This is a genomic window from Streptomyces sp. NPDC030991, assembly GCF_055571235.1.
On record NZ_JBVIFR010000005.1, the window covers coordinates 137,406 to 153,581 of the forward strand.

The window sequence follows — 16,176 nt, forward strand, 5'->3', positions numbered from 1 at the left end:
CTCCCGCGTTCATGTCCGGGTCAGTCGGAACTCGTCGAGCAGTTCGGCGGCGAGCTCGGCCACGGTCGGGCAGCCGAGGAGCACCGGCATCGGTACGGCCATCCCCATCTCGGCGGTGATCGACCTCCTGATGCGGATCAGGGCCAGGGAACTGCCGCCCAGGGCGTAGAAGTTGTCGTCGCGGTGCACCGCCGGGACGTTCAACGTGCTCGCCCAGATCTCGGCCAGGCGCCGCTCCAGCGATGCGGCTTCCTCGTTCGAGGCCGCCGACATGCCGTGGTCGTCGTCCAGAAGCAAACGCGGTTCACGGGGCAGCCGCGAGCGGTCGATCTTTCCGTTGCTGGTGAGCGGCAGTTCGTCGAGCAACGCGTACCGGGCCGGCCGCATCGCGCTCGGCAGAGTGGCCTCGACGTGCGTGCTCAGCTGGGCGGCCGTCGGCGGACGCTCGTGCTCGGCGGGCCAGATGTGGGCCAGCAGGAACTGCGCCGGTTCGGCGCCGACCACCGTCACCGCGGCGGCCGACACCGACCGGTGGCTCATCAACACCTGTTCGATCTCGCTCAGTTCGATCCGTACGCCACGGATCTTGACCTGGTGGTCCCGCCTGCCGACGAACTCCAGCCTGCCGTCCTCGGTGCGCCGCGCATGGTCCCCGGTCCGGTACGCGCGAGCGCCCGGTACCGCGGAGAAGGGGTCGGCGACGAAGCGGGTGGCGGTCAGACCGACCAGTCGGGGATATCCGTTGCTGACGCCGATGCCGCCGATCACCACTTCTCCGACGGTCCCGTCGGGGACCCGCCGGAAGGCGTCGTCGACCAGATGGATCTCCACCCCGGACACCGGCTCCCCGAGCGAGACCGTCCGAGCGGTGTCGGCGCGGGTCAGGTAGGTCGAGGTGGCGACCACGGTGGTCTCGGTCGGCCCGTACACATTGCGCACCAGGGGTACGCCGCTGTCGAGCAGCCGGGCGACCAGGCTGGGCGGGACGGCTTCGCCGCCGAGGGTGACCAGAGCGACGCTGCTCGGCAGCGGACGCTCACGTATCACGTCACTCAGCACACTGGGCACCCCGTTGACCTGGGTCGGCCGCAGGTGCTCCGGCAGGTCCAGCACCTCCACATGGTGGTCGAGGACCAGCACCGAACCGCCGACGAGCAGCGCCGGGAGGATCTCGGCGACGTGGAAGTCGAAGCAGAGCGAGGTGGCCGCGACGCTGCACTCGAAGGTCTCCCGCGGACAGTCGCCGACGGTCCACCGGACGAAGTTGTCCAGGCTCCGGTGGGTGATCCAGCAGCCCTTCGGCAGGCCGGTGGTGCCCGACGTGTAGATGACCAGCGCCGTCGAGGCCGGATCCGTCGCGCGGAAAGGCAGCGCGTCCTCGTGCTCCGCCGTACACGCGTCGGTGTCGATCGGCGTCCACGGTCCCGGTGGCACGGATGCGGCGCAGTCCCGGTCGACCAGGACCCGGCGCGCACCCGAGTCCGCCAGCAGGAAGGCGGTCCGGTCCACGGGGTGGGCGGCGTCCAGCGGAAGGTAGGTCCGGCCGGAGAGCAGCACGCCGAGCAGAGCGGCGATCAGTTCCGGTGTGCGCCGCATCAGCAGACCGACGGGTTCGTCCGCCGGAACCCCGAGGGAGTCCAGTTCCCCGGCGATCGCACCTGCCCTGGCCAGCAGTTGACGGTAGGTCAGCTCCCGGTCCAGCGAGCGGACGGCCACCGCGTCGGGGTTGCGCTCCGCCACCGACCGCAGCAGTTCGGCGACGGACTCCTCGCCCCGCCGGGCCATCAGACCGCTCCGTCGGCGTGTGCGGTCTCCTGCACCAGCTCCAGCCAGCGCTTCCAGAGCCGCTCGACGGCGTCCGCGGGTATTCCGTCGCGGTGCACGATCTCCACGTACACCTTGTCCTTCATCGGGACGACGTCGAAGAGCAGGTCGAACATCGCCTCCACGGTGGACGGCAGGTGCACCTGGACGTCGAGGTCGCCCATGGCCGGTGCGGGCATCGGGCGGTTCAGGTTGAACACCACGGAGGTGAGCCGCTGCCGGGCGAGCCAGGGGTCGTCGACTTTCCCCCGGTCCGCGAGTTCGCCGAGGACGTCCTCCAGCGGCAGGCTTCCGTGGGCCAGGTCCTCGTTGAGCAGTCGGCTGAAGCGCTTCAAGTGCGCCGGGAAGTCGCTGTCGGTGAGCCGGCTGCGCACCGGGACATAGCTGACGTAGTGGCCCACCAGCCCCTGTTCCGTCTCGCTGCGGCACTGGTCGACCGGGGTGCTGACCACCAGGTCGTCGTGGCCCGTCACCTCGTGCAGCGCCGCGGTGAACGCGCTGAACGCCGCCATGAACGGGGTGCAGCGCAGTCGCGCGCACCGGTCGGTCAACGCCGCCCACAGCTCCGATCCGAACTCCAGTGCCCGCCGCGTCCCCGGGGCGCTCGCCGGACGGTCCGGAGCGTCCCACGCCGCCTCGGGGAGTGCGTCCAGGCGCTGTTGCCAGTGGTCGAGCGCCGCCTGCCGCTCACCGGCCGCGATGCGCGGGGGCTCCGGCCGCGACCTGGCGCCCCGCATGGTCACCGGGGCCAGCCCCCGGGTGGCGCGGGTGTAGCCCTCGGCGAGGTCGTCGAGCACGGCGACCATGGAAGTGCCGTCGAACACGATGTGGTGGGCCGAGACCAGCAGGTGGTGGCGGGTGTCCGCGTGCCGCAGGACGGTGGGCCGGAACAGCGGTCCGGCGGTGAGGTCGAAGGGTGTGTTGGCGTGTGTGTCGATCACGGCCTGTAGGTCACGCGATGTCGGTACGTCGTGCACGGGTGTCGGGCCTTCGACGCCGTCCGCGAGCACCAGTTCCTGTCCGTCGGCGGAGCAGACCGCGCGCAGTGCCGGGTGCCGTTCCCGCAGCGCGGCCAACGCGGCGTCCAGCGCCGGCAGGTCCAGCTCGCCGGTCAGCTCCAGTACCGCCGTCTCGTTGTGGACGACCGAGTTCGGAGCGAGCCGCTGGTCGATCTGCCACACCTCGTGCTGCTGGGCGGAGACGGGCCAGCGGTTCGCCGACCGGACCGGGGGCGATGTGGCGGCCCCGTCGAGGAACTCCGCCTCCCGCAAGGCGTGCAGACCGCGGTCCACCGCGTCGATCAGCTGCTCGGCGTCGCTGTCGGTGTGCGCGGCGGACATGAAGAACGTCCGGCCCTCCCACATGTAGATGCCGTCGGCCAGCAGGCTGTGGTAGAGCATCTCCAACGGCAGCGGGTGGTACAGATTGGACATGCCGCGGTACTGGAACCGCCACAGCGAGCCGATGGAGGCCAGCGAGTACGGCACCTCGTGCTGGGCGAACAGATCGGACAGCGCGCCGACCACCCGCGCCGTCCTGTCGTTCACCTCGGGGTAGACGGTGTCCTGGTGCTCCTCCAGGTACTCCAGGGTGGCGTTGGCCGCCGCCATCGCCAGCGGGTGTTTCTGGAACGTGCCCCCGAAGAACGTGGTCTCCGCGGTCGGCGCGCTCTGGTCGCCGTAGTTCCAGCTGCCGCCGTCGAGGCCGTCCATCAGGGCCTGCTTGCCGGCGATCGCCGCCACCGGCAGGCCCCCGCCGAGCACTTTCCCGTAGGTCGCCAGATCCGGCATGATCCCGAAGAGGCCCTGCGCGCCGCGGATGTGCATACGGAACCCGGTGATCATCTCGTCGAAGATCAGCACCGTGCCGGTCTCCTCGGTCAGCCGGCGCAGCTTGCGCAGGAACTCGGCCGGCTGGGCGACGGGGTTGCGCGCCTGTATCGGTTCACTGACGACCGCGGCGATCTCGTGGCTGTGCGCGGCCAGGTAGTCGAGGGACGCCTGGTCGTTGTAGGGCAGGATGACCACGTCGTGCAGGGCCCCGGGCGACACCCCGTCCACCATCGGGACCGCGCTGCCGAATTCCTCGCCCCGCCGTCCGAGCATCCCGTCCGTGATGCCGTGGTAGGACTTCTCGAAGTAGGCCACCTTGCGGCGCCCGGTCGCGAGCCGGGCGAGGCGCACCGCGCCCATGACCGCCTCCGATCCGGTGTTGCAGAAGGAGACCCGGTCGTGCCCGGTGATCCGGCAGAACGTCTCGGCGACCCGGTAGGTGAGTTCCACCTGCGGTCCCAGGGTGAACGAGCGCGACAACTGCTCGGCGACCGCGTCCTGGACGAACGGCGGGTTGTGGCCGAGGAAGTGCACACCGAAGCCGACGCAGTAGTCGATGTACTCGCTGCCGTCGGGGTCCTGGAAGCGCGCGCCCCTGCCCCGGTCGATGACGATGGGGAAGTTGAGCTCCTTCAGCTCGGGCCGGAAGTTCCCCCAGGGGCGGCTCTCCACCATGCGGCCGCGGTGCAGGCCGACGAGCTTCTTCGACTGCGGGCTGCGCTCCTCCATGCGCCGCACCAGAGAGTCCACGTAAGACTGCTGACGGCTTGTCAGTCGCGTGCCGGAGGCGGCGGCCGGCGCGGGCGTGGTGGACCTCGGGGCCGCGGGAGCAGCGGGTGCGGTGGGTTGCGGTGCGGGCTCCACCCGGGGTCCGCCGTTCTGGGCCTGCGCCTGAGGCTGGGGCTGCGCCTGAAGCTGGGTCTGGGTCTGGGGCTGCGGGGCGGGCGCGCCGCCGAGCAAGGCCAATTGCTGTCGCATGAGCGCCAGTTGGTCGTGCACGACCGCGTCGAGGCCGGCGCGGGCCGGTGCGGCGCTCTGCTCCCCCACCACGTCACTGGCGGCGGGCGCGACCGGCGCGGCGCTCGGCTGCGCCGACACGGTCACGGTCCCGGGCTCGCCGGCGCCGTCCTCGGGGAAGGTGCCGGACTCCGCGAGCGCGGCCGCGAGATCACCGACCGACTGGTACTTCTCGAACAGGTCGGTCGCCTTGAAGGACGTGCCGTGCCCCTTGTTCAGCGAGTTGACCAGTTGCACCAACAGGATGCTGTCGGCGCCCAGTTCGAGGAAGGACGACTGCGGCGTGATCGATTCGCGGGGATGCTTGAGGACCGCGGCGACCTCGTCGGCCACCGTCGTCACGGCCTGTTCCTGTGATGCGGGCAACTCGCTACTCCTGACTGGTTCCTGGGGCGGGGCGATGCCGGTGGGGCCCTGGCCGTCCACTGCCCAGTGCCGGACGCTCTGCCAGGGGTAGGACGGCGTGCTCGGCAGGAAGCGCCCGGCCGGGTACACCCCCTGCCAGTCGAGGTCGGCGCGGCGGACGTACAGCTCGGGCAGGACGGCCCGCGCGGACGCGATGCCGTCGCCGTCCTCGCCGAGCGCGTGCAGCACGCTCGCCCGTACGCCGGCGGCGGCCGCGCTGGTGTGCACCGGGCCGAGCAGCACCTGCTGGGGGCTGATCTCGAGGAAGTTGGTGAAGCCCATCGCGGTGGCCTGCTGCACGGCGGACCGGAACTGTACGGGGCCGACCACTCCCCGGCCCCAGTGCGGGGCGTCCATCTCCGCGGGGTCGAGCAGGGCGCCGGTGATCGAGGAGAACAGCGGGAGGGACCCGGGGCCGGTCGCGGCGCCCGCCCCGCGGCGCGCGAGGTCCTCGCCCACGGGTGCGAGATCGGGATGGTGGGAGCCGAACCGGATCGACAGCAGGCGAGCCCGGAGACCCTCGGCCTCCAACTGGGCGGCGAACTCCTCGACCGGCTCGGTCGGGCCGGAGAGCGTGACGTTGCGCGGTCCGTTGTCCACTGCCAGGACGACGCCCTCGGGGCAGCGCCCGAGCAGGTCGCTGATCTCCTGCGGTGCGGCGGCCACCGCCACCATGCGGCGGTCGGCGGCGGCCTGCTGCATGGCCGACCCGCGGGCTGCGACCAACGCCACCGCCGCGTCGAAGTCGAGCATCCCGCAGACGTACGCGGCGGTCGGCTCGCCGGCGCTGTGCCCGATCACTGCCGCCGGCCGCAGGCCGAACGACGCCCACAGTTCGACCAGCCCGCTCTGTACGGTGAAGTGCAGGGCCTGTGCGATGTCCGTCCGGGTCAGCGCCACCTCGTCGAGTTCCGGGCCGCCCTGGCTCAGCAGGTCGAACAGGGAGACTCCGAGGAGCGGGGCGAACGCGTCGGAGCAGCGACGCACGTGCGCGACCAGGGTGGGTTCCGAGCGGATCGTCGCGCTGATCCCGCTCGTCCGTGGCCCCAGGCCCGGGAAGACGAGGACGGTGTCGCGCCAGACCGGTGTCTCCCTTGTGTCGGGGATGTCTCCGCCGGCCAGGAACGCTTCCACCGCCTGCCGCAGCTCGGTGCCGTCGCGTCCGCTGAACGCCGTGCGCACCGGGTGGTGGGCGCGGCGCGCGGAGGCGCTGTAGCACAGGTCCGCGGCTGTCGCGCCGTCGTCCTCGGAGAGTCGGGACAGGTACCGGGCCGCCAGCTCCCGCAACGGCTTCTCGCCCTTGGCCGACAGCGGCAGGACCAGTGTCGACGGCGCGGGCGCCTGCGGGGGTCGGGGCGCGGGTTCCACCTGCTCGACGATGACGTGCGCGTTCGTGCCGCCGAATCCGAACGAGCTGACGCCGCCCACCCGCCGGGACGACTCGGGCCAGCTCGTGTTCTGCCGGGCGACGGCGACCCGCGTCCGGTACGCGTCCAGGCGGGGGTTGAGTTCCTCGGTGTGCAGGGAGCCCGGGACGGTCCCCGCTCGCAGGGAGGCCACCAGCCGGATGATGCCGGCCATTCCCGCCGCCGACTCGGTGTGCCCGATGTTCGACTTCACCGAGCCGACGAGGCACGGAGGGCTGCCCGCGGGTGCCTTCCCGTACGTGGCGGCGAGCGCGCCGAACTCGATCGGGTCTCCGAGAGGGGTGCCGGACCCGTGCGCCTCCACGTAGCCGACCTGTTCGGGGCGGACCCCGGCGTCGGCCAACGCGGCACGCACGACGGCTTCCTGCGCGGGGCCGTTGGGCGCGGTCAGCCCGTTGCTGGCCCCGTCCTGGTTGATGGCGCTGCCCCGGATCACCGCGTGGATCGTGTCGCCGTCCTGCTGGGCCCGGGCCACGGTCTTGAGGACCAGTACGCCGCAGCCGTCCGCGCGGACGAATCCGTCGGCCTCCGCGCCGAACGCGTGGCACCGGCCGGTCGGCGACATCATGCCGGCCTTCGAGGCGGACACCCAGTTGTCGGCCGAGAGCACCAGGTTGACGCCGGCGGCCAGGGCCACCGGGCAGTCGCCCTCGCGCAGCGCACGCACCGCCAGGTGCACGGCCACCAGGGAGGAGGAGCAGGCGGTGTCCACGGCCATGCTGGGGCCGCCCATGTCCAGCAGGTACGACACCCGGTTGGCCACGATGGAGGCGGCGTGTCCGGTGATGAAGTGCCCGCCGAGCTCGGTCAGTTGCCGGCCGAGCAGTCGACCGTAGTCGCTGCCGCTGACTCCGACGTACACCCCGCCGCCCGACAACTGGCGGCCGGTGGGCGCCACTCCGGCCGCCTCCAGGGCCTCGTACGCCGTCTCCAGGAGGATTCTCTGCTGGGGGTCCATCTGTTCGGCCTCGCGGGCCGTGATGCCGAAGAACTCCGCGTCGAACCGGTCGATCCCGTCGAGGGCGCCGACCCATCGGGTGCTGATCCGGCCCGGCTCGGTCGGGTCGGGTGAGTAGAGGGCGCCGAGCCGTCGGGAGTCCGGCATCTCGGTGATCGCGTCGACCCCGTCGAGCGAGAGCCGCAGGAGGTCGTCGGCGCTCCGTACCTTGCCGGGGAAACGACAGGCCATGCCGATGATCGCGATGTCACGGTCGGCGCGGGTGGCTGCCATCGGGTTCATCGTCTACACCGCCTCTTCCGTACGGGCCAGCGCCTGGGTGAGCCCCTCGACGGTGGGGTGGTTGAGCACCACGGTGACGTCGACCGGCCGCCCGATGACCGTCTCGACGGCGGCGGCGAGTTGTTGCGCGCCGCGCGAGGTCAGTCCGTAGTGGGCGAACGGCTCGCTGTCGGCGATCTGCTCCGCGGGGACGCCGACGACCCGCGACAGCGTCAGTCGCAGCATCGGCCGGACCAGGCCCGCGGGAGGGGCCGGCCGCGCGTCGGGGGTGCTCCGCTCCGGTTCCCGCCGCTCGCCGCGCAGATGGGCCAAAAGCTGTCCGTCGAAGGCACCGGTCTCCAGCAGGCGCCGGTTCTCGGAGCGCTGGATCTTGCCGCTGGACGTCTTGGCCAGTGCTCCCCTGCGGACCACCGCCACCTCGGCGACCGGCAGTTGGCACCGGTCCCAGACCACTTCTCTGACGCGTGCGGCGAACGCGTCGGCCGTGGTGTCCGCCAGGGTGCGCGCGGTGATCTCCACGACCACCGCCGCCTGCTCCGCGCCCTCCCGGTCGATGGCGAAGGCGGCGCACGACACGGTGGCGAGCGAGGGATCGCACTCCTCGACGACGGACTCGACGTCCTCGGGGTGGTAGTTCTGCCCGTCCACGATGATCAGGTCTTTCAGCCGGCCGGCGACGTACAGCTCCCCGTCGCTACGGAACGCCAGGTCACCGGTGCGCAGGAACGCGCCGTCGCTCTCCTGGCCGGCGATGCGTCCCTGGAAGGTCTCCCGGGTGGCGTCGGGCCGGTTCCAGTAGCCCAGCGCGACACACGTGCCCCGCACCCACAGCTCGCCGATCTCGTCGTCGGCCAGCTCGCACAGGGTCTGCGGATCGACGACCCGGATGTCGACGCCCGGGAGCGGGGCCCCGCAGCTCATGATCGGGACGGCGTCGGGATCGTCCTGCCCGACGGGGACGACGTCGCCTTTGTGCAGCGCCGGTGCGGACAGCCACCGGGCCTTGGGCTGTTCGTCGCCCCGCGAGCCGCAGACCACCAGGGTCGACTCGGCCATTCCGTAGGCCGCGCACATCGCCCTGGGGTCGAACCCGGCGGCCTCGAACCTGTCGGCGAAACGCCGCACGGTGTGCTCACGCACCACTTCGGCGCCGTTGAGTGCCACGCGCAGGGCGGACAGGTCGAGGCTGTCCAGGTCCGTCGCCGTGTCGCGCAGGCACAGTTCGAAGCTGAAGTTGGGGCCGCACGTGTGCGTGGCCCGGTACCGCGACACGGCTTCGAGCAGCCGCCGGGGACGCCGCACGAACAGCTCAGGGGGGAGCAGATACGACGGGACGCCGAGGACCCACGGGACGATGACGCTGTACACCAGGCCGAGATCATGGTGGAACGGGACCCAGGAGGCCACCACCCCGTCGTCGCCCATGGGCCAGGTCCGGTCGATGAGTTCGGCCTCCGCGACGAAGTTGCGATGGGAGACCATCACGCCTTTCGGCCGTCCGGTCGAACCGGATGTGAACTGGAGTATGGCGGTCTGCCGCTCGTCGATGTCCGGACGAATCCATTCGTCGGCCCGCCCGGCTGCGATGTCGTCCGTCGCGATCAGCGTCAGTCCCCGTAATTCTTCCGCGTCCGGAAAACGGCCGCGTAGTTCCTGGATCGCCTGTCCGGTGGTCAGGACGGTCCGTGTGCCGGCCGCGTCGGCGATGCGGCGGAGCCGGTCGAGTTCGTGCCGGCCACGCGGCAATTTCACGGGGGCGACGGCGACACCCGCGTACAGACAGCCGGCGAAGGCGTTGACGAATTCAAGGCCGTACGGGTGGGCGAGCACGACATTGCTTCCGGCAAGGTCTCGTTGCTGGAGCAGCGCCGCGCGGGCACGGGCCGCACGGTCCAGATCCGCGCAGGTCGCCTGCTCCGCGACCTCGACGCTGCCGGACAGGAACGCGCAGAACAGGTCGTCCGGGGAATCGGCGGAACGCCTTCTCAGGATCTCGACCAGCGTTCCCGAATTCAGTTCGGATTCATCAATGTCGTTCATACCCGGGAACTTCTCCTCACTCGGCAGACAACCAAGTGGGGCCACGCTATGAACGTGGTCCGCGGCCCGTCAATGAAATGCCACCAAGGTCGGGCGGGCTCCCACCTTTCGTCTCCGCGCCGATGAACGAAAGGACAACCGGCGACGGCACCATCCGCCAACTCCCTTGACCGGCGCGGCAGTCGGCCGTGATGGTGGGGCCACTTCCTCGTTGCCACCGGGTCCGCCGGACGGTGGCCGGCCAATTCCGGGAGATGTGCCTGTTCATGCACTCCGACGCGAGCAGTCCGTGGTTCTGGATACCTCGTCCGAGGCAGGCGCCGCGGTACCGGCTCGTGTGCTTCGCACACGCAGGCGGTTCGGCGGCGTCCTTCTCCGCCCTGAGCGCCGCGCTCCCGCCGGACGCGGAGCTGTGGGCGGTCCAGCTGCCCGGTCGGTTCGCCCGCTACCGCGAGCCGGCGACGACGCACCTGCCGGAGCTGGTCGACCGGATAGCGGAGGCGATCCGCTCGGCCGCCGGGCCGGACGTACCCGTCGCGTTGCTGGGCCAGAGCTTCGGCGCTCTGCTCGCGGTCGAGGTCGCGAGACGGCTCGAACCCGACCGGCCGGCCCTGGCCCTGATCCTGCTGTCCGCCTGCCCGCCGCGGCTGCTCCTGCCGCTGCCCGCGCTCTCCCGTGAGGAGCTGCCCGATCTGCTGCTACGGACCGATGAGAGCGCCCGGGACATCCTCGCCAGCGACGACCTCCGCGACATCGTCCTCGACGCCGTCTGGGCCGACATCGAACTGTTGCGTCAGTACCCGGAGCACGAGCGGCCGGCGCTCGGGTGCCCGGTGCACGCGGTGGCGGGCGCCCGGGACGGCGAGATCGGCACGGCGGAGATGGCGCAGTGGCAGCGGTACACCGACGCGGTCTTCACCCTGGACGAACTGCCGGCGCCGCACCTGATCGCCTCCGCGTATCCGGCCGGCCTGAGCGACACCATCACCGAACTCCTTCGATCGGACATCGCGCGGCGCCCGGACACCCGTCCGGCCCGTCGGACTGGAGGGCGATAGCGTGCACCCGAACACCACCCAAGTACTGACCCACCTGCGTGGTATCCGCGAGGACGACGCACGCCCGGCCATCATCGCGGCCGACGGCGTGTGCACCTACGGGGAGCTGCGCGGCCGCGTCTCCCAGTACGCGGAGGTGCTGGCCTGCGTCGGCCTGCGCCCGGACGACGCCGTGGCGATCAGCGTCGAGTACGGGCCCGACGCGGTCGCCGCGATCTTCGCCACGCTGGAGGTCGGCGCGGCCTTCGTGTGGCTCGACAGCGGCCAGCCGGCCGCGCGGAACCAGAACGTGGTCCGCGACTGCGGTGCCAGGTATCTGCTGACCGACAGCAATGAGGGGGGCAAGCGGCTGGTCTCCGAACTGGCCGGGCTGAACCTGGGCCTGTTGCGGATCGGCGACTCCTCGACGGCCTTCATCGAGCGCGTCAGCCGCGACCGCGGGGAGACGACGCTGCCGACGGACACCGCGACAGTCGTCTACACCTCCGGGTCCACCGGTACGCCCAAGGGGATCGTCCTGACGCGGAGCAACATCGATCAGCTCACCGAGTGGTACGCCGACCGGGTCGGCCTGGCGCCGGGCGCGCGGCAGTTCCAGTGGGCGCAGTTCACCTACGACGCGGCCTGCGTGGAGATCTTCTCCGCGGTCCGCAGCGGCGCGACGCTGGTGATGCCGCCGCCGGAGGTGAAATCGGACGTGCACGCGGTGGTGGAGTGGATCCGGCGGCAGGAGGTGACGCACCTGGTGACCGCGCCCAGCCTCTATCGCGCGCTCATGGACGCCGTGGACAGCACCGGAGGGGCCGCGCTCGACGGGGTCCGCGTCCTCACCGTCTCCGGCGAGGAGCTGCGGCCGGCGCTGGTCACCAAGATGCGTGCCGTCTTCCCGCGGGCCGACATCTACAACATGTACGGCCAGACCGAGAACATCCTGGCCACCTGCCACCTGGTCACCGCGGACGACGAGGGCGCCCCGGTGGTGCCGATCGGGCGTGCGCTGCCGGGACGCGAGGTGGTGTTGCGCACCGCCGAGGGTACGGAGGTGGCCGAGGGCGAGCCCGGCGAGGTGTGGGTGCGCAGCCGGTTCCTGGCACCCGGTTACCTCAACGATCCCGTGGCGACCGACGCGGCCTTCTTCCCCGATCCGCAGGGCGAGCCCGGATTCCAGGTCTACCGGACCGGCGATCTGGCCGGCAGGCGGCCCGACGGCGAACTGGTCTTCCACCGCCGGGTGGACCACCAGATCAAGGTGCACGGCGTGCGGGTGGAGCTGGGCGAGATCGAGGCCGCCCTGCTGGACGTGGCGGGCGTCGTGCACGCCGGGGTCGTGACGCGGGACCTCGACGAGGGACGGGCCCAGCTGGTGGCCTACGTCCAGCTCAGCGCCGGGAGCGAGCTGTCGCCGGACCGGCTGAGGGCGGCGCTCTCGCAACGGCTGCCCCGGAACATGGTGCCGGCGCGTTTCGTCGTCCTCGACGAGATGCCGCTGACGACGTTCGGAAAGATCGATCGCAGGCGGCTGCCCGCCGTGACGGCCGAAGGCGATACGGGTTCCGGCGGAGCCGACGCCGTCCTCGGCAGCGCGACCGAGGAGGAGTTGGCCCGCATCTGGTCACGGGTCCTGTCCGTGCACCCGCAGGACCAGGAGGCGGACTTCTTCGCGCTCGGCGGCGATTCCCTCACGGTGCCCCGGGTGCGCGAGGCCGTCCTGGCCGCCTTCGGTGTCCACGTCCCGCTGGGGGCCTTCTACGAGTGCCCGCGGCTGGACCAGTTGGCCGCGCGGGTCGACCTGCTGCGACAACAGGCATCGGCAGACGCCCCCTGAGACCGGCACGGTGTCGGCGCCGTCCGCAACATCCGACACGGAGTGCGCAATCTTGATCAGCAGCTCCTAATTGATCTCCCTTAGAGTCCCTTCTCGGCATTCAACTGATCGCGAATGGTGACGGGCCGGTAATCCGAGGTGACTCGGAAAAGTGATGTGACCCGGAAAGAGTGATGATTGATGTCAGCGGGAAGGATTCACGTCTACGTCGGCCCCACGTGTCCGGCGGAAGAGATACTCCAGCGTTTCCCGGGCGTGGTGATCCATCCACCCGCCTCGCACGGGGACTTCTTCTCCTCGGACATCGGTTCCGGGGACGTGGCGGTCGTCGTCGACGGCGCCTACCACCACAGACTCGGCCTGCGGCACAAGGAATACCTGTACGCGCTCGACCGCGGCGTGACCGTGATCGGCGCGGCGAGCATCGGCGCCCTGCGGGCCCTGGAACTGAGCCCCTTCGGCATGCGGGGCGTCGGAGCCGTGTACGGGCTCTACCGTGCCGGAGTGTTCGACGGCGACGACGCCGTCGCGGTGGCCCACGAAGCCGAAGCGCCGTACACGGCCCTCAGTGTTCCCCTCGTGAACCTCCACGTGGCGGCAGAGGCGGCGCGAGCGGCGGGAGTTCTGCGGGAGGGCGAGGTTGACAACGTTATCTCCGTGCTCCGTGCCGAGTACTACCCCGCGCGGACGCCGGACCGCGTCCGCGGGCTCCTGCGTCGATCCGGTCGGCCCGAGTTCGCGGACTGGTACGAGCGGCAACTGGCCGACGACCCGCACGTCTTCGACCAGAAACGCAGGGACTGCCTCGCCGCCGTGGACGCGGCCCACCACCTCGTGGCCACCGGCGCCGTCGGGCGGGTGACGGGGGCCGAGGGCGCCGACTGGAAGACCATGTTCCTTCGCACCTGGGGCAATCACTTCGCCGGGATGGCAGGCGACCCTCCGCTGGGCCGGCGTCTCGCGTACCAGCAGATCTTCAACCCCGATTACCCGCGCGTCTGGGAGCGCTATCTGGAGGAGACCTTCCGCCGTGACCACAGCGGAGGAACCGGCGGGCCGGCGCCCGGTCTGCGGGGCTCCTTGTCCGAACGCATCGGCGTGAGCGGGTTCCCGCCCTCCACCGCGGAGCAGGACTGGCTGCACGACTTCATCTGCCCGGTGCCCGATCTGAACGATCCGTTCGAGGTGGACCTCCTGCTGAGCGCGGAGGAGCCGGCGGACGTGGAGAACGTCTCCCGGTACCTGCGGCACATGCGGGAATTCAGCAGCCGGAACACGGGCCCGTTGTCCGCGGACCACGAGACCGTGCTTCCCCAGGACGCCAGCAGGATTCTGCTCTGCACCATCTGGCAGATCCCGTCCGAGGAACTGTCGCGCGAATACCGCAGCCGGGGCATTCCCAACATCAAGACGGCGGTCAAAATCCTTCAGCCGTTCATCGTGGGAGCCATCAAGGAGCAGAAATACCTACCCGTGGGATCGGCATGACGAGGAAGATCGTACTCAGGGGAACCCATCGCGCCGCGTCGGCCGAAGCGACATGGTCGCGCATCGAGCCGCTCCTGCCGGACTTCGGCATCACCCGTGTCGCGGACGTGACACACCTGGACCACATCGGCATCCCCGTGATGGTCGCGGTCCGCCCCCTGTCGGAGACGTACGGCACCTCCCAGGGCAAGGGCGCCACCCCACTCCTGGCCCGGATATCCGCGGCGATGGAGTCGATCGAGATGTGGCACGCGGAGAACTTCGACTGCCCGCGGTTCGAGGCGACCGCGGCCGAGCTCGAACTGCCCTATCCGCTCCGGGCGTTGAACGTCCCACGCCTCAAGCAACCGCTCGACCGCGTCCGGCTCGCCTGGACGCACGGCCGCACGGTGGCCGGCGGTGACCCGGTGCCGCTCCCGGTCCAGTTGCTGCGCCTGTCGTCCGTCGGCAGCAGTGTCTGGGAGCCCCGTGTGTTCCGCACCACGTCCAACGGCCTCGCCTCGGGCAACACCTTCCAGGAAGCCTGCCTGCACGGCATCTACGAGGTGATCGAGCGCCACGCCCTGGCAGGTCTCAGTTCGACGCGCCCGGACTCCCGCGTGCAGGTCGACCTGGCCACGGTCGAGGACGAGCATCTCGTGTCGCTGCTCGGCATGCTGGCCGACGCGGGTACCCAGTGCGAGGTGGCGATGGTCCGCAACGAGCTGTCGATCCCCGTGTTCGTGGCGTTCATCTGGTCCCCGCTCTACCCTCTGGTCGCGGCGGGTTCCGGCGCCCACATGGACGTCTCCGTCGCCATGAGCCGTGCGATAACCGAGGCGGTCCAGACCCGTCTCACCCGGATCTGCACGACGCGCGACAACCTGCCGTCCGACTACCGGCCGCCTCATGTGTCCGACCCCTTGTTGTCCACGGCCCCCGGGCAGCCGCTCGCCGATGTGACGCAGGGGTACGGCTCCGACCACGACGACCTCGGCGCGGAGCTGAGGGAGGTCGCCGACCGGGTCGAGGGGCTCACGGGGCTGGCACCGGTCGTGGCCGACCTGTCCACCCGGCCCGACGTCCTCTCGGTGGTCAGGGTGGTCTGCCCCGGTCTCGACTACCCCAGCAAGGGCGGCAACAGCATTCCGAGAGCCGTGCCTTCCATGACCCCGGCCTAAGAGCCTGTCTCTGTCCGAGTGCCGTCTCTGTCCGAGTCCCGTCTCTGTCCGAGGTGATCCTGTGGGTGACGTCCATATTGCTCTCCCGTCGTCTTTGGCGCAGTTCACCGGAGGCGTCCAACGTTTCTCTGTGCAAGGGGGGACGGTGCGTCAGGTCCTGGAAAACATGCATGACGCGTTCCCGCTCCTCACCGGGCGCGTGGTCAACGACCGTTTCCAGCCGCTGCCTTTCGTCCGTGTCTACGTCGGCGACGAGGACGTCCGCGGTCTGGATCCCGTGGAATCCGCCGTCGCGCCCGGAAGCACAGTGTTGATCCTGGCCGCCGTTGCCGGTGGCTGAAGCACACGTCGAAGGGAGTGCCTGACGAACCAACAGCGAACCAGGGAAAGAACTGCACACACGAGTCCAAGACGTACCGGACACAAGAGTCCGACGTACAGAAAGAGGCTTGAATGGAAACCGCACCGCAGGTCATGGCAGGTCATCTGCTGAGCGAGGTGGAGCCGATCAACGGCACCTTGGACGTCATGGCGGACAAGGACGCGCTGCAGCAGCTCAACCGGCTCGTCGACTACCTCACGGAACCCGAGCCGAATGAGTCCTTCGTGACGGTCGGCATGTCCACCCAGACCAACACCGGCACGGACACGGGCCCCTCGAGCACCAACACCGTTCCTGACGCGGACAGTGACAGCGAGTGGCAGTGGGACGACGAGTGACCTGAGCGTCCCGGAACCAACCCGTTGGGCCTCGTGCACCCGGTGACCGCATCGCGTGCGTAGATCCCGGGGCCCACCGGACCGGGGCGGGTCTCCGTCGTCCGGCGGCCCGCCCCGGTCCGCCCGCTGGGCAGTGCAGT

At 70.5% G+C, this 16,176-nt stretch carries 9 protein-coding genes; 6 read left to right on the top strand and 3 right to left on the bottom strand.

All coding sequences use genetic code 11. The features are described 5' to 3' along the window. Positions 1-9 precede the first annotated feature (9 nt). The 3 genes from ACZ45E_RS11925 to ACZ45E_RS11935 are packed head-to-tail and all read right to left on the bottom strand — an operon-like array spanning position 10 to position 9,785. A complete protein-coding gene (locus tag ACZ45E_RS11925; RefSeq protein ID WP_468219497.1) occupies positions 10-1,785 on the bottom strand; it encodes a non-ribosomal peptide synthetase in 1,776 nt (591 codons plus the stop codon). Beyond that, positions 1,785-7,736, bottom strand: a complete 5,952-nt coding sequence (locus ACZ45E_RS11930; protein ID WP_468219498.1) for an aminotransferase class III-fold pyridoxal phosphate-dependent enzyme — start codon at positions 7,734-7,736, stop codon at positions 1,785-1,787. Before ACZ45E_RS11930 ends, ACZ45E_RS11925 begins: the two co-directional genes overlap by 1 nt. Positions 7,737-7,748: 12 nt before the next feature. Beyond that, positions 7,749-9,785, bottom strand: a complete 2,037-nt coding sequence (locus ACZ45E_RS11935) for an AMP-binding protein (protein WP_468219500.1) — start codon at positions 9,783-9,785, stop codon at positions 7,749-7,751. Positions 9,786-10,120: 335 nt separating this feature from the next. On the opposite strand from ACZ45E_RS11935, the gene ACZ45E_RS11940 reads away from it, so the two are divergent. From ACZ45E_RS11940 to ACZ45E_RS11965, 6 genes are all read left to right on the top strand, one after another. Next, positions 10,121-10,843 carry a thioesterase II family protein gene (locus ACZ45E_RS11940; protein WP_468219503.1) on the top strand — a complete coding sequence of 241 codons (723 nt, stop codon included), beginning with the start codon at positions 10,121-10,123 and terminating at the stop codon, positions 10,841-10,843. 1 nt (position 10,844) lies between these two features. Next, complete coding sequence (locus tag ACZ45E_RS11945) at positions 10,845-12,668, top strand: non-ribosomal peptide synthetase (RefSeq protein WP_468219504.1); 1,824 nt, start codon at positions 10,845-10,847, stop codon at positions 12,666-12,668. A gap of 255 nt (positions 12,669-12,923) precedes the next feature. Further along, complete coding sequence (locus ACZ45E_RS11950) at positions 12,924-14,156, top strand: TfuA-like protein (protein ID WP_468219507.1); 1,233 nt, start codon at positions 12,924-12,926, stop codon at positions 14,154-14,156. Next, complete coding sequence (locus ACZ45E_RS11955; protein ID WP_468219509.1) at positions 14,153-15,316, top strand: YcaO-like family protein; 1,164 nt, start codon at positions 14,153-14,155, stop codon at positions 15,314-15,316. Before ACZ45E_RS11950 ends, ACZ45E_RS11955 begins: the two co-directional genes overlap by 4 nt. 61 nt (positions 15,317-15,377) lie before the next feature. Continuing rightward, positions 15,378-15,656 (top strand): MoaD/ThiS family protein, encoded by a 279-nt coding sequence (locus ACZ45E_RS11960; protein WP_468219512.1) that lies wholly within the window; start codon positions 15,378-15,380, stop codon positions 15,654-15,656. A 113-nt stretch (positions 15,657-15,769) separates the two neighbouring features. After that, a complete protein-coding gene (locus ACZ45E_RS11965; protein ID WP_468219514.1) occupies positions 15,770-16,036 on the top strand; it encodes a hypothetical protein in 267 nt (88 codons plus the stop codon). Positions 16,037-16,176: the final 140 nt, after the last annotated feature.